Origin of the sequence: Haloarcula sp. JP-Z28 (assembly GCF_011440255.1) — an archaeon.
Lineage (GTDB): Archaea > Halobacteriota > Halobacteria > Halobacteriales > Haloarculaceae > Haloarcula > Haloarcula marismortui.
The window spans coordinates 1-14,757 of the sequence record NZ_JAAOHT010000029.1 but is presented as its reverse complement, the minus strand read 5'-3'; the positions used below and the strand labels follow the sequence as shown (position 1 = coordinate 14,757).

Below are 14,757 nucleotides of genomic sequence, written 5' to 3'. Positions count from 1 at the left end.
TGGAGATAGTTCCAAATTTGGCAAAATTATATTTTACAAGAATAGTAGATGATTTATGATATCTTGGTGGGAGCGGTCCGTGTCCGGAGGTGGACGCTGTGGACTGGCCGACTGACCGGGGGTTACAGGTCCGAATGGCGACTGCTGTCGTCCTTGTGGGACTCCTCCCGGTGGGGTTCGTCTACGCGGGCCTTGCACTCGTGAACACGGCCGGAATATGGCTGGCGAAGCTAGCCACCGACTGGGTGCTGGCCGGCGAGTTCTACATCGAGCCGTGGCTGGTCGCTGGCGGCGTCGTGGTCGGGTTCGCCGCGCAGTTGGCCGTTGGTGACACCATCGCCCTGCGGGCGCTGGACGCTCGCCCCGTGGGCCCCGACGACGAACCCGGTCTGGTTGAAAACGTGACACGGCTAGCGCAATCAGTGAACCTTCTGGCACCGGCAGTCGCCATCGCAGACAGCGACGCGCCGAACGCATTCACTGTTGGCCGGAGTCCCGACAGCGCCACGCTGGTGCTCACGACCGGACTGCTCGACGCACTCGACGACAACGAGCGCGACGCCGTTATCGCCCACGAACTCGCTCACATCAAGAACCGCGACGCCACCGTGATGTCGCTTTCCTACGTGCTCCCGACGCTAACCTACAGCCTCGCAGCCAGCACCCTCGGGCTTCTTCAGGCCATCCCCGGTGCTTTCACCGGCTTCCGACACACCGATAGCGACAGCGCCCGGGGCCTCTTACTCGGCATCTTTATCTTGACAGTCAGTGCCTTACTGACGCTCGCTGTCTCAGCCGTGTTCTGGCTCGCCAGTTTCACGCTGTTTCGCGTGCTCTCGCGGTACCGCGAGTACGCCGCAGACCGCGGGGCCGTCGCTATCACCGGCGACCCTGCGGCGCTCGCCAGCGCGCTGGCGACCATCGATGACGAGATGGCGGCGGCCCCGGACCACGACCTCCGGGCGCAAGACGGTGGTCTCGACGCGCTCTATATCGCACCCATCGACGAGACACAGTTCAAAGACGCGCCTGATTTCGTTGCCAACGACGTGTTCCCCCAGACCCATCCGCCAACCGAGGCCCGCATCGAACGACTGGAGGCGATGGCCACGGAGGGACCGACGTGACGGAGTACAGCCGCCGAACGGTTCTTACGGGCCTGACCGGCGTTGTCGGGTCGCTCGCCGGGTGTGGCTATCGCCCCGGCCCGGGTGATAAGAAGTGGGAAACCGCCGACGACGGCGGCCGGCTGGTCACATTGGTTGACGGGACGCTGTTCGAAGTGACGTTCGATGCGACGCGCTTCGTTGACGACTACCCGGTAGGCGCTGTTGCTCGATACACACTCGCTGATGGGACCAGATTGGGTCGCTTCGAGTTCAAGGGCGTAGCTACGGACTGGGCCAGCGACGGAGCCCACCTATACGTGGGAACGGAAGCCAGCCACGTCGTCGCGGTGGCCGGCGACGGACGAGCCTGGACGGAAACCGTCGACCACCCAGTAGCCAGTGTCGCCGCCGCTGACGGCCGTGTGTACGTCGGGACCGACGGCGGACGCATCGTTGCCTTCGACGGCGAGAGCGGCGCAGAGCGGTGGTCGAAGTCGCTTCCGGTCCCCACTGACCCATCCAAGAGCGACCTGCCGACAGTCGGTGCGGGACACGGCAGCCTCGCTGTCGACTGGGGGACCAGCGAGGAGTCCCAACTCGACGTGTACGCCCCGGATGGCTCGGTTCTGTGGGACCAGCCCCTACAGCGGAGCCTCAACGGCCGGCCGCACGTGCGCGGTGATACGGTTTACGCCCGCTCGGAATTCCTCCGGGCGTTCAACCGCGACTCGGGGGCACCCCGCTGGGTGAACAGGGGCACCACTATTCCGGATGGACCGTTGCGGTTCAGCCGTGACGGCGAAATCGTCTACATTCCGGAGCGTCACGCCCTGATAGCGATTGCCACCGCCGATGGCGAAGAACTGTGGCGGTTCAATGATGAGCGGTTGGCGGCCATGGAACGAGGGCGAAGCGAATTCGAGATAGATCTCGGGGCAACGGGCGCGGTCCCGGCCCCGGACGGCGCGTCAGTGTTTCTCAACACGAAGCACCACGGGCTGTTTCAGTTTGGGACCGACGGCACTCTCCGCTGGCACGAACCTCGTCTCGACTTCAGTTTTCTCTACGCAGTTACCGAGGACATCATAGTCCACTCGGGGACCGAAGCAATCGTCGCTCGCTACCGCTAGTCCCCAGCGGCCGTGGTGCCCCCGCCGGTCTCCTCACGCACCTGCTCGATGGCGCTGCTCACATCGGCCCCTGCGTCGGCGGCCCGTTCGAGCACCACGTCAGCCATTAGCGGCTCCGTCCCGACCGCGCCGGCGTACCAGATGTCGTGGCCCTCGACAGTTGTCGGTACGTCGTATCCCGTTCGGTAGTCGTCGGTCAACCCCATGTCCTCGGGGATGTCCTCCTGCGTGTGGAAGCCGTCGGCGATGAACAGCGGGACGACGACGATGTCGTCGCTCTCGAAGTAATCCGCGACATCATCGACCTCGGGGTCCTCATCCATGAACAGCGACTGCACCTCATCAAAGCGGTCCCGCTCGCGGATGCGGTCAGCGTGGTACTGGATGGCCTTCGCGGAGTTCTCGTTGCGCTCCGTGCCGTGGCCGACGACTGCGAGTCCGAACCCGTCGCCGACGTCGGGGTCACCGGTGACGGACTCGGCCCGCTGGACGATGACATCGCTCATCGAATCGTGCGTTCCGACCGGGCCGCAGTAGTGGACCGTCTGGTCCGTGTCCTCGGCGGCTAGCGTCGCGTTGGTCGCGCTCGTTCCGTCGGAGTCCCACAGCTCGGGGTCCCAGTCCTCCAGCCGGAACTCCCGTGGAATGACCTGCTCGGTGAAGTAGCCCTCAGAGATGAACAACGGAACCAGATACACCTCGTCGGCGTCGACGGTCCGCAGTGCCTCCCGGAACGACGGCTCCTCCTTCCAGAAGGATTCACGGACCTCGGCGAACGCGCCGGTCGCTCGAATCGTGTCCGCGTGGTCGTAGGTGGGCGTACTCGACTCGGCGTTCAGGTGGGAGCCGTGGGCCGCGATAACGAGTGCTTCGTCCATATCCACTGTTTGGTGCGAGCCGTCCTTAGGGCCTTCGTTGACCTGCTCGGGTAGCCGGCGAGCTGTGTAGTGTTGCGTGCCGAAAGTGTGTCGTTGCCGACTGATTCTACTTAGTCACAGCCCGAACAGGAGGACGTAGAACAACAGTCCGGCGGCTGCCAGCAGTGCGGCGTGTCCCAGCGCGCCGGCGACCACGACGAGGCCACCAATGACTCGTTCCGCCGTTTTCAGGGGCTGTCCGAACACTTGCCGTTCACGTTGTGCAATAGCCATTGTCCTTCCCTCATGTAGAGAGTGAGCGTCCAGAGGGACAATCCCCCCTGACTGTTCTCACTTGCTGGGAGCAGTCCACAATTCTGCGGGTTCAACACGTCCGTAGAGTGGGTATCACGGGGTGATGTGAGGCTTGCAGCTAACTGTCCAGTCGCACCGCGTTCCCTCGCGCCTGATAGAACCGCTTTTGCCCGCGCCGTTCGTGCCTGCCGCCAATGTCACTCGCAGCCGCGACCAGAGACGCCGTCCGCGAGCGCCCGTTCCTCTATGATGCACTTCGGGCCGGCGTCGTCAACTACACGGCCGCCGCACGCACGCTCGACATCGAGGGTGAGGAAGAAGCGATCGCGACTGCGCTCCGTCGGTTCGCCGAGGAATTGCCTGCCGACTCGCCACACGACAGCGACGCCAGAGTCTCGATGCAGAGCGGGCTTGGGCGGGTCGAATCATCCGACGCGGAGTCAGCTATTGTCCTCGAAGTCGCGGACACCGCCTTCGCCGAGGACGCTGGCTCGCTGACGGGCATCATCGCCAGCGGTGCTCTTGCTCCAGAAGCCCTCGGCGAGGTGCTAGGACGCCTGCGAGCGGCGGACGTCTCCGTCGACGCTGCCGGTGTCACCGACGCCGCGCTCGTCGTGGTAGTGAGCCGCCGCGCGGGGCCTGACGTACTCCGAACAGTTGAAGCTGCAGTTCAAAAGTGAGCCGCCTTCCGACGGCTTAAAGCGGGCGGACACAGTTCTCCCGGGTAATGACGCTTCGCGTGACGAACACGTTGACCGGTGAGAAAGAGCCCTTCGAGCCGCGCGACCCCGACTCCGTGTTGCTGTACTACTGTGGGCTGACGACCTCCGACCCGCCCCATCTCGGCCACGCGCGCGGCTGGGTCCACGTTGACGTGATGGCCCGCTGGCTCGACTATCTGGGCTATGACGTCCACCACGTCGAGAACCTCACCGACGTCAACGAGAAGATCGTCGCTCGCGTCGGCGAGGACGGCGACAGCGAGGCCGACGTGGCCCGCCACTACGTCCAGCAGGCCATCGACGATATGCGCTCGCTCAACCTCGGCCGCGCGGAGGTGTACCCCCGCGTCTCAGAGCACGTCCCGGAAATCATCGACCTCGTTGAGCGACTCATCGAGCAGGGCCACGCCTACGAGCAAAACGGCTCCGTCTACTTCGATGTGACGAGCTTCGAGGACTACGGGAAACTCTCGAACCAGTCCGTCGACGACATCGAATCACAGGGCGCGGACACCGAAGGGGAGAAGCGGCACCCCGCAGACTTCGCGCTCTGGAAGGCTGGCGGCGTCGATCCGGCAGACATCGCCGAACATCAACATCCCGAGGCCGCACCCGCCGAGGAAGCCTGCCAGACCGCTCAGATATGGGACTCGCCGTGGGGCGAGGGGCGACCCGGCTGGCACATCGAGTGCTCGGCGATGTCGATGACCCACCTCGACGAGTCCATCGACATCCACGTCGGTGGGCAGGACCTGGTCTTTCCCCACCACGAGAATGAGGTAGCCCAGAGCGAGGCCGCGACCGGCCAGCAGTTCGCGAACTACTGGCTCCACGTCCGCCTGCTGGAAACCGAGGAGGAGAAGATGTCATCCTCACTTGGCAACTACTTCACCGTCGCCGACGCTGTGGAGGAGTTCGGCCCCGACGTACTCCGAACCTTCCTGCTGTCGACGGCCTACACTTCGCGGGCAACATACAGCGATGAGACCATTGCGGAGGCCAAAGAACGCTGGGACCGCCTCTCCCGTGGCTACGAGCGGGCGGTCGAAGCCTGCGACGACGTGGACGCCCACACGAAGGTGACCGACGAAACGCTTCGCGACGCTGTTGAGGATGCTCGCTCGGCGTTCGAGGCGGCACTGAACGACGATTTCAACACGCGGGAAGCGATGACCGCGCTGCTTGACCTGACGGCCGCGGTCAACACGCACGTTGACGGCCACGACGAGTACGACTACCAGGGGCTCCGCCGCGCCGTCGAGACGTTCGAGGAATTCGGCGGCGGCATCCTCGGACTGGCCTTCGGCGACGACGACAGCGGCGACGTGTCGCTGGCCGGTGACGTTGTCGACCTCGTTCTGACCGTCCGTCAACAGGAACGGGAGGCCGGTAACTACGAGCGCGCCGACGAACTCCGAGACGAACTCGAAGCGCTCGGTGTCGAGGTGCAAGACACCGACGACGGGCCGACCTATCGCCTCTGAAGGGACGATATACCGGCTCTAAACGCGTATCGGTGAATTCTGTAGTCCGGCTGATACCTTGAACGGCCATGTACTTTATATACTGGACACAGTGTAAGGACAACAATGCGAAAGGGGATACTCACGCTTCTTGTCGGGGTACTCGTCGTCTCATCGGGCTGTACCGGCCTGATAACCGGGGAGACGGTAGCGTTCGACTCCGCACCGGCGACAGTCAGCGACAGTGCGCTCGATGAAACCGGCTACGAGCAGTCGATGGCGGACGAACAAACAATCGAGCGGACGGTCACCGTCGCCGGCCAAGAGCGAACCATCCGTGTCACGAACCACGTCCGACAGTACCAGCGTGGCATCGATCTCGGACCGGTCGGTGAGGTCAACGCCGGTCGATTCATCGTCTTCTCGACGCCCAGCGCCAGTGTGGCGGGACAGACGCTGAACCCCGCCGCGAGCTGGTCCAACGAACGCCTTGTCGAGGAAGTCGCCAGTCGAAACGACCAGATCAACGACGTCCAGTTCGAGCGTAACCGCACAGTGGAAGCGCTGGGTGAGTCCCGTGAGGTGGCTGTGTTCTCCGGGACGACGACCATTGAGGGTCAGAGTGTCGATGTCCTGATCCACCTCACGAGCTTCGAACACGAGGGCGACGTGGTCGTCGCCGTCGCCGTCTACCCTGAGCGGCTTGACGACAGCGAAGGGCCGCGCGTCGATACGCTGCTTGGCGGCCTCTCGCACTCGGGCAACTGATTGCGGGGACACTGTTTTCTTTCGGGCCAGTGATAACGGAGGCATGAATCGGCTGTCTGTCGGCGGTGTGGTGCTCACGCTTGTCGGTATCGCCGGCTACGCCGTCGGGACGAGCGTCGCCTATCCCGGCCGGTCTGTGTCAGTAACGGCGGTGATGGTCGGGCTGACTGTGGCGGCCGTCGGCCACGCCGCGCCGACGGAGGACACGCCGTGATTTCCGCAGTGGTGTACGCTGACGGGCAGGCGATAGAGTACGAGGATCTGACGACCGCCCGAACGGCTGCCGGAACGACGTGGGTTCACGTCACCGACGTGACAGCCGATGAGGTCGACGCCGTCAGTTCCGCCTTCGACCTTCATTCGCTGGCTATCGATGACATCAAGAACGACGTCCGGGCGAACGTTCAGGAGTTCAACGCCTACACGTTCGTGCTCGTCAAATCTGCGTCGCTTACGCCCGGCGATACGACCTTCGACAAGGAGGTGAAAACGACGCCGCTCGGCCTGTTTGTCGGCTCCGACTGGGTTGTCACGCTGTCGACGGGCGCCGTCCCGTCCATCCAGCGCGTGATGGACGCTGTCGGCCGTGGGGACGAGCGACTCCTTCACCGCGGCCCGGATTTTACTGCCTACCGGGTCATCGACGTCATCGTCGACGCGTACTTCGACTTGCTGGACGAGATCGAGACCGATATCGAACAGATCGAAGAGGAGGTGACTACCTCCACCGATATCGAGACGCTCGAACGGATCAACGACGTTCGGCGTGACCTGTTGTCTTTCCGCAAACAGGTCTGGCCGGCACGGGAGGCAATTGGCGTGCTCGCCCGTGGCGACCCCAAACAGATCCAGCCACAGACGGAGAAATACTTCCGGGACGTGTACGACCACCTGGTCCAGATTGTCGACCTGACTGAGACTTACCGCGACCTCGTCTCGGGGGCGCGGGATATCTACCTGAATACGGTGTCCCAGTCGACAAACGAGGTGATGAAGATGCTGACCGTCGTTGCGACGATATTCATCCCACTGACATTCGTGGTCGGCGTCTACGGGATGAATTTCACCGACAGCCCGTACAATATGCCGGAACTGGGCTGGGCGTTCGGGTATCCCGCGGTGATGATTGGGATGGTGATCGTCGTCGGAGTCTTGCTCGCTCATTTCCGCCAGCGGGGCTACCTATAACGCCAGCGGGACGAGTAAGACCCCCATCAGGGTTGCTCGCCGGGCTCCGAACTTCGGGGGCAGGTGGCCCACTGCAGTCGCGGCCCCGAACGCGCCCACGCCGACGAGGCCGGCGAAGAGCGCGGAGAGACAGACGAGTACTGCAATCACCGACAGCGAGAGGTATGTCGGGTCCAGCCGGCCGACAATTCGGAGGTACCGGTCGCCCAGCGTCGGGACGAGTATCGCGCCGGCGACGGCAGCGATAGCGACTGCCGCAAGCAGCGCTGGAAGCACCAGCGGGACTTCCGCCCGGTCCAGCGCGACGAGGACGCCGGTCCGGGGCGTCCCGAGCGAGATGAGCGCGAACAGGGCAAACACCGCTGTCGCCGTGTTGACCCCACTCGTCGTGACGATGAACGCCCGAGGTCCCTGGTCGGAGACCAGACCCAACGCTAGCGTCGCCGCGATAGCACTCGAGATTCCCGGGATGTAGCCGACTGCACCCCCACAGAGCGTGCCGATGCCTGCTAAGACGCCGACTGTTCGCCGCGGCGTCGTCACCGTTGCACCGGCCTGTGGCGGGACGCCATCCCCCTCGATAGCGGCCAAGAGCACCGGCGCGCCGAACAGCCCCGAAAACAGCGGGACCAGCACGTCCGACACAGGCAACGCGCCGGTCACTGGCGCATCGAGCAGACTGACTCCGAGCAGCCCGCTCGCGGCGAGCGAACACGCAGCGCCGACCTGCTGGCGGCGGCCGTGCTCCGTGACCACGAGCAGGACGGCGACCCCGACGAGTAGCACCGACAGCCACGGCCGGAGGAGCGGGTACACACGCTTCATTACCAGAGTGAGCGGAACCGCGAGCGGGACGGCAAACACCACGGCGAGCCCGCTCCCCAGCGCAGACAGGCGAAGCGCCTCCCGACCGCGGCCCTCTATCACCAGCTGGTGGCTCGGCAGCGCGCTGGCCGCCATCGCCGGGTCCGGCACGCCCAGTGCCAGCGCCGGAATCACATCGAGAAAGGTGTGTGTCACCCCGGCCGAAAGCATCGCGACGCCGACGTAGAGCCGCGGCCCGGGCAAACTGCTCGCCGCAGCAGCGAGCAAGAGCGCGAACGTGTTGGCGTGTAGCCCCGGAACGAGTCCGCTGAGCGTTCCCAGTCCGACCCCTGCCCCGATCGCTGTGAGGAGCGCGAGCGTCGCTGTCGGGTCGGCGGCAGGAAGCCCCGGAAGCACACTGAGGCGTGGCCCCGTTCCCGTACTTGAACCTCCGCGACGCGCAGCCCGGCTAGTCCTCCACAGCGTGATGCGGGCCGACCGGACCGTGTTCGGGGCAGGTCCCGGCGATAGGGGTGGCATTGAGACAGCAGTGCCGGCTGTCGGTTGCGACCAGTCCTTTCGAGAGCTCGTTCCCACAGAGCCGACAGCGAAGGTCCAACTCAGCCATACGTTCTTGTTTGCCCGAAGCCTCCTGAATCTGGCGAGCTTTTTGGTGTGCCGGCCATTCGTACACGTATGAGCAACGAGTCCCGGAAGTCAGCCGGGTTCAAGGACCGAACGCCGGTGACGACGGCCAGGGAGACGCTGCTGGACGCAGTGTCCCCACACGAGCGGACGGAGCGTGTCCCGCTGCGTGACGCCGACGAACGCGTCGTCGCGGGTGAAATCACGGCCGAGCGAGCGGTGCCCCACTACCGCCGTGCGGCGATGGACGGCTTCGCTGTCAGAGCAGAGGACACGTTTAGCGCGAGCCAGCGGTCGCCGGCATCGCTCCGGGTCGATGAGGCGGTGACAACGGGAACAGCGGCTCGCGTGCACACGGGGAGCGAACTCCCCGAGGGCGCCGACGCCGTCGTGATGGTTGAGGAGACCGAGGTAACCGGCGACAGCGTCACAGTGTTCGATGCGGTCGCTGGCGGGGAGAACGTCGCCCCTGTCGGCGAGGACGTGGAGCAAGGGCAGACGCTGTACGAGGATGGCCACAGGCTCCGACCGTCGGACCTCGGGCTGTTAAAATCGGTCGGCAACGACGTGGTCGAGGTGTACGAGCGACCCACGGTCAGCGTCATTCCGACCGGCGAGGAGCTGGTCCAAAATGACCCAGAACCGGGGCAGGTAATCGAGACGAACGGCCAGACCGTCACCCAGTACGTCGAGCGCTGGGGCGGCGACGCGACCTACCGCGACATCGTCACCGACGACGTGGACGCACTCCGGGCGGCCATCAGTGACGACCTTGACCACGACCTCGTCGTGACGACTGGCGGGTCCTCTGTCGGCGAGCGTGACCTGCTCCCGGAGGTCGTCAGCGAGATTGGCGAGGTGCTGGTCCACGGGGTCGCACTGAAGCCGGGCCACCCGGTCGCGCTCGGCGTGGCTGAGGGGACGCCGATTCTCATGCTTCCGGGGTATCCGGTCGCTTGCATCGTCAACGCCGTCCAGTTCCTCCGGCCAGCGCTCCGGCAGGCCGGCCATCTCCGGTCGACCGACCCGCCGACGACCAAGGCCGAACTCACGCGGAAGATCGCCAGCGAGCCGGGGACCCGAACCTACGCGCGGGTGGAACTGCACGATGAAGACGCGGACGAACAAACGACCGCGACGCCGACGCGGGCCAGCGGCTCCGGTGTCCTCTCAAGCGTCGCGCTCGCTGACGGCTGGGTTGTCGTTCCGGAGTCCGTTGAGGGGTACGACGCCGGTGACACCGTGGCCGTCGAGGACTGGGAGTGGTCACAGTGAGCGACCGCCGCGAGTTCCGCGACCTGGCGTCACCCGAAGAGGCCCACGAAGTCGTCGCTGGCCTCGACATTGATCCCGAACCTGAGAGCGTTCCCCTTGCGGACGCCCGGGACCGTGTCCTTGCGGAGCGGATCGACGCCGACATCGACGTGCCGGGGTTCGACCGCGCGAGCATGGACGGCTACGCTGTACACGCCAGAGACACCTTCGGCGCTGACGAGGCTGACCCGGTGACGCTGTCGGTCGTTGGGGAGGTCCACGCCGGCGAGGAGCCCGACGTAACCGTCGAACCGGGTTCACTCGCCGAAATCTCGACCGGCGCGGTGATGCCGGCCGGCGCGGACGCCGTCGTGATGGTCGAACGAACGACTGAGACTGACGATGGCATCGAGATACGCACGTCCGTTGCGCCCGGCGACAACGTGATGCTCGCCGGCGCGGACATCGCGGCCGGGGCGCGCGCGCTCGGCCCCGGAACGCGAATCACGCCCCGGGAAATCGGACTCCTGTCCGCGCTGGGCGTCGACGAGGTTCCGGTGCGTGGCCGGCCCCAGGTTGGCATCCTCTCAACCGGGGACGAACTCGTCCGACCCGGGAATCCCCTCGACAGCGCTGCCGGCCAGATATACGACGTAAACAGCTACACGCTGGCGGGCGCGGTCGCGGAGGCCGGCGGCGACCCTGTGATGTACCCCCACGCCGGCGACGACTACGAGGAGATGGAGCGGTTACTTCACGAGGCAGCCAACGAGTGCGACCTCGTCCTCTCGTCGGGGTCGACGAGCGCCAGCGCGGTCGATGTCATCTACCGCGTCATCGAGGAGCGGGGCGAACTCAGGCTCCACGGCGTCGCCGTCAAGCCCGGCAAGCCGATGCTCGTCGGCACTATCGGCGATTCGGCGTATGTCGGTCTCCCGGGGTACCCGGTGTCGGCGCTGACCATCTTCCAGACGTTTGTCGCGCCAGCAGTCCGGGACGCCGCCGGACGGGACCCGCCACGGACAGCAACGGTCTCTGGCACGATGGCAGTTCAGGAACGCTACGGCGAGGGGCGCAGACGCCTCATGCCGGCGGGTCTGGTCGAGGACGAAACGGGGTCGCTGCTGGTCTACCCCGTCGACAAGGGCAGCGGCGCGACGACAAGCCTCGTCGACGCCGACGGGTTCGTCGACGTCCCGCCGGGGACGGACTACTTGGCAGAGGGGGAGGCAGTCGACGTGACGCTGTTTTCTCCGGCAGTCAGGCCGCCGACGCTTCTGGGGATGGGCGAGGACGACCCGCTGCTCTCGCGCCTGCTCGACACGATTGACCGGCCGCGGTATCTCCCGCTTGGATCTACTGAGGGGCTCCGCCGCCTCGGCAACGGCGTGCCCGACGTCGCCGTCGTTGCGGGGCCGGCCGCCGATGACCACGACGCGGCCGACATTGGCGGCTGGGAGCGCGAATGGGGGCTTGTCGTTGGTCCTGATACCGACGTATCCGACTTGGGCGACCTCGCCGACGGTGACTACCGCTTTGTCAACCGCGACACTGCCTCCGGACTGCGACGGAGCTTCGACGACGCGCTCGACGCCCTCGGCGAGGACCGGGGCGTCGGCCGCGCGGAGGTCGTCGATGCCATCGAAGGCTACGAACTCACGACAAAAGCCCACGAGAGTCCCGCTCGAAAGGTCATGGCGGGCGGCGCGGATGCGGGGCTCGGGCTTCGCGCTACAGCGGCGAAACTTGACCTCGGGTTCGTCTCATTGGGAACACAGCAGGTCCGGGTACTCGCGAACCCGGACCGACGGGAGAAACACAGCGTCGGTGCGCTTGAGGAGGCGCTCGACGACCTCGACTCGCTGGCCGACGGGATAGCTGGTATGGAACCGCAGTAACGGCGTTTACCCGACCGCGGGGACTTCAGCCGAGAATACGCTGCCGTCCTGCAAGGGACCGTCACGTGTCCGCGTTGCAGTCATCGAAAGCGCAAGTTGTGGCGATTGACGGCTCTGGCGACCTGAAGGCCTAAAGACGAGCGGGGCCGAATGCGTCACACCGATGGCCGACACACCGGTTGCCGGCGACCTTGAGGCCCCGTTTCGGTTCGAGTACGACCCCGCGACGCTCCGATACGCCCCTGACGCCGTGCGGTCGCTGGGTACGGAGTTAGACGAGCAGGGCTACGACCGTGCACTGGTCGTCTGTGGCACTACCGTCGGTGAGACGCCGGCCGTGATGGACCCTGTTCGGGACGGACTCGGTGACCGACTTGCCGGCGTCTTCGCGGAGACAACGCCAGCCAAGCGGCTCGGCACTGCGTACGACGGGCTCGAACGCTTCCGCGAGGCTGACGCCGATTGTCTCGTGGCCGTCGGCGGCGGGAGCAGCCTCGACGTGGCAAAAATCATCAGTATTCTCGCGGCAACCGACCGCGACCCAACCGCTGTCGGCACGGCGTTCGCTGATTCCGGAACGATAGCTGTCCCCGAAGCAGCACTGCCACCGATTATCGCCGTCCCGACGACGCTGGCCGGCGCTGACCTCTCTATCGTCGCTGGCGTCACAGCCGCACCAGACACCTGTCCTGTGGACGAACCGGCCAGCGGCGGTGTCAGTGACCCGGAACTGATGCCCGCGGCCGCCTGCTACGACCCCGAACTGATTGCGACGACGCCCCGGTCGGTCCTCGCGGCGTCGGCGATGAACGGCTTCGACAAAGGTATCGAGACGCTGTACGCGGCCAACGCAACTCCGATAACCGACGCCACAGCGTCGCACGGCCTCGACCTTCTCACAGAAAGCCTGCTCGCGTTCGGTAACGGTGACGACGACCCATGGGTGTACCAGTCGGTCACGCAGGGACTCATGCTCGTCCAGTACGGTATCTCGCGGGCCAACGGGACGACGCTCTCGCTGATCCACGCCCTCGGCCACGGACTAACCCGGACCGACGACGTCCAGCAGGGCGCGGCTCACGGAATCATTGCTCCGCACGCGCTCTCGTACCTCTTCGAGCAGGTCGACGGCCGGCGGTCACTTCTGGCCGACGCACTCGGGGTCGGCGACGCTGACAACCCTGGGACGGCGGTCGTTGACCGAGTCAGTGAGGTAGTGACGACGCTGGGACTGCCAACACAACTCCGGGACGTAGCCGGCCCCGACCGGGCGGAGTTTCCCGAAGTCGCCGACGCCGTCCTTGAAGACGCCTTCATGATGAACGTCCCGTCGGGGCTGGAGCCAACCCGGGAGGATATTGTCGGCGTGTTAGAGTCTGCTTGGTAGCGACCTACAGACGGCGGCATATATCAATAGCTACTGGGGAAGGTGGCAGACACGGCATACCGCGCGAGCGGAGCGAACGCGGTTTCACTCCGAGCGCGTTCGCAGAACGCGACTCGGAGGTCGTTTTTAGCGTAGATTTTTACGAACCCGCTCCCCGCAGCGCCGGAGGCGCGAGGTGAGGAGGTGACGTAAAAAGGGACTCGCTACATGTCAGGCCAGGCCTTGGCGGCTCGACCGACACCAGTCATGTCGTTGATCCAGCGGGCGGCAATCGCTTTCTTCAGCAGTTTCGCGGGCATCCCGCCAAACGTCTCGAGAGGCATATTCACCACGTCGTGGGCGACGGCTTTCTCGCCGACCGAAACAACCGTGCCCTTGTCCTTGTGGGTCCACGTCTTCAGCGGCTGGCCGCGAACCGCACGAGCGAGGTTCTCACCGGCGACTTCGGCGGCCTGCCAGGCGGCCTGCGCGGTCGGCGGGGCGGGCTGGTCGCCCGGCTGGTCAATCAAAGCCGAGTCGCCGATCGCGAAGACGTGTTCGTCCTCGGTCTGGAAGTTCCCTTCGGCGTGGACGCGGTGGTTGCGCTCGTCCTTGTCCAGATCGACGTCTTGCATACAATCGCGGCCGGTGATGCCGCCCGTCCAGACCAGTACGTCGTAATCCAGTTCGTCCTCGTCGCCGATGTAGACCGTCTCCTCGTCGACTTCGCCGATGAACTCCCCGCACTTGATGTTCACGTCGGCGGCTTCCAGACGCTTGCGCAGGGCACCCTGCAGTTCCGGGTCGCTGTTGGGCAGGACCTGGTCGAGGCCTTCCACGAGATGGATGTCGATTGGCGCGTTGTGTTCGTCGCGGAACTCGGCGACCTCGCCGGCGGTCTGAATGCCGGAGAGGCCAGCGCCGCCGATGACGACCTGTGCTGGGTCGTTCGTGGAGGCTTCGCGGGCCGCTTGCTGAACCTTGTCGTGGATTGCAAGCGCGTCGTCGAGGCTCTTGAGCGTCAGAGCGTGCTCTTTGAGGCCCTCGATGCCGAAGAAGGCCGTCTGGGAGCCCAGCCCAACGAGCAAGTAGTCGTACTCGACGGTGTCGGAGTCGGCGAGGGCCACTTCTTGGGCGTCGGTGTCGATGCCGACGACCTCGTCCTGAATAAATGACGTCGACGGCTGCTTGATTTCGTGGACAGGGATGGCGATGTTCTCCTGCACGCTCGGGTCCCG

General features: G+C 65.3%; 15 protein-coding genes. 10 read left to right on the top strand and 5 right to left on the bottom strand.

Going from position 1 to position 14,757, the window contains the following annotated elements; genetic code table 11:
• The first annotated feature begins 134 nt into the window (after positions 1-134).
• Both G9463_RS12110 and G9463_RS12105 read left to right on the top strand, forming a co-directional pair.
• Positions 135-1,127: a M48 family metalloprotease gene (locus G9463_RS12110; RefSeq protein ID WP_165896855.1), complete on the top strand. Its 993-nt coding sequence runs from the start codon at positions 135-137 to the stop codon at positions 1,125-1,127.
• Entirely contained in the window at positions 1,124-2,239 is a 1,116-nt protein-coding gene (locus tag G9463_RS12105) for a PQQ-binding-like beta-propeller repeat protein (RefSeq protein WP_049938870.1), read from the top strand. The genes G9463_RS12110 and G9463_RS12105 overlap by 4 nt, the downstream gene beginning before the upstream one ends.
• Here G9463_RS12105 and G9463_RS12100 read toward each other — a convergent pair.
• Together G9463_RS12100 and G9463_RS12095 are read right to left on the bottom strand one after the other, a co-directional pair.
• Positions 2,236-3,117 carry a CbiX/SirB N-terminal domain-containing protein gene (locus tag G9463_RS12100; protein ID WP_011223534.1) on the bottom strand — a complete coding sequence of 294 codons (882 nt, stop codon included), beginning with the start codon at positions 3,115-3,117 and terminating at the stop codon, positions 2,236-2,238. The two genes, G9463_RS12105 and G9463_RS12100, sit on opposite strands and share 4 nt — an antisense overlap.
• A 114-nt stretch (positions 3,118-3,231) precedes the next feature.
• Complete coding sequence (locus tag G9463_RS12095) at positions 3,232-3,390, bottom strand: hypothetical protein (RefSeq protein ID WP_011223535.1); 159 nt, start codon at positions 3,388-3,390, stop codon at positions 3,232-3,234.
• 215 nt (positions 3,391-3,605) lie between these two features.
• On the opposite strand from G9463_RS12095, the gene G9463_RS12090 reads away from it, so the two are divergent.
• The 5 genes from G9463_RS12090 (at position 3,606) to corA (ending at position 7,552) form a co-directional block, all read left to right on the top strand.
• Positions 3,606-4,091, top strand: a complete 486-nt coding sequence (locus G9463_RS12090; protein ID WP_011223536.1) for a hypothetical protein — start codon at positions 3,606-3,608, stop codon at positions 4,089-4,091.
• A gap of 47 nt (positions 4,092-4,138) precedes the next feature.
• Entirely contained in the window at positions 4,139-5,617 is a 1,479-nt protein-coding gene (cysS, locus tag G9463_RS12085; protein ID WP_165896844.1) for a cysteine--tRNA ligase, read from the top strand.
• Positions 5,618-5,722: 105 nt separating this feature from the next.
• Positions 5,723-6,364 carry a DUF6517 family protein gene (locus tag G9463_RS12080; RefSeq protein WP_004956742.1) on the top strand — a complete coding sequence of 214 codons (642 nt, stop codon included), beginning with the start codon at positions 5,723-5,725 and terminating at the stop codon, positions 6,362-6,364.
• A 43-nt stretch (positions 6,365-6,407) separates the two neighbouring features.
• On the top strand, positions 6,408-6,578 hold the full coding sequence (locus tag G9463_RS12075) for a hypothetical protein (protein WP_004956745.1): 171 nt from the start codon (positions 6,408-6,410) through the stop codon (positions 6,576-6,578).
• Positions 6,575-7,552 (top strand): magnesium/cobalt transporter CorA, encoded by a 978-nt coding sequence (gene corA, locus G9463_RS12070; RefSeq protein ID WP_004956748.1) that lies wholly within the window; start codon positions 6,575-6,577, stop codon positions 7,550-7,552. The genes G9463_RS12075 and corA overlap by 4 nt, the downstream gene beginning before the upstream one ends.
• Here corA and G9463_RS12065 read toward each other — a convergent pair.
• On the bottom strand, positions 7,547-8,773 hold the full coding sequence (locus G9463_RS12065; protein WP_007188918.1) for a tripartite tricarboxylate transporter permease: 1,227 nt from the start codon (positions 8,771-8,773) through the stop codon (positions 7,547-7,549). The genes corA and G9463_RS12065 overlap by 6 nt on opposite strands.
• 52 nt (positions 8,774-8,825) lie before the next feature.
• Complete coding sequence (locus tag G9463_RS12060; protein WP_165896843.1) at positions 8,826-8,984, bottom strand: hypothetical protein; 159 nt, start codon at positions 8,982-8,984, stop codon at positions 8,826-8,828.
• A gap of 68 nt (positions 8,985-9,052) precedes the next feature.
• Between G9463_RS12060 and glp the strand changes: the two genes are divergently transcribed.
• The 3 genes from glp (at position 9,053) to G9463_RS12045 (ending at position 13,540) form a co-directional block, all read left to right on the top strand.
• Positions 9,053-10,276, top strand: a complete 1,224-nt coding sequence (gene glp, locus G9463_RS12055) for a gephyrin-like molybdotransferase Glp (protein ID WP_165896842.1) — start codon at positions 9,053-9,055, stop codon at positions 10,274-10,276.
• On the top strand, positions 10,273-12,153 hold the full coding sequence (locus G9463_RS12050) for a molybdopterin biosynthesis protein (protein WP_370457911.1): 1,881 nt from the start codon (positions 10,273-10,275) through the stop codon (positions 12,151-12,153). Before glp ends, G9463_RS12050 begins: the two co-directional genes overlap by 4 nt.
• Positions 12,154-12,316: 163 nt before the next feature.
• Positions 12,317-13,540 (top strand): iron-containing alcohol dehydrogenase family protein, encoded by a 1,224-nt coding sequence (locus tag G9463_RS12045; protein WP_165896840.1) that lies wholly within the window; start codon positions 12,317-12,319, stop codon positions 13,538-13,540.
• Between the two features lie 203 nt (positions 13,541-13,743).
• On the opposite strand, the gene G9463_RS12040 is transcribed toward G9463_RS12045, so the two are convergent.
• On the bottom strand, positions 13,744-14,757 hold a 1,014-nt coding region (locus tag G9463_RS12040), incomplete at its 5' end, for an NAD(P)/FAD-dependent oxidoreductase (RefSeq protein ID WP_165896839.1).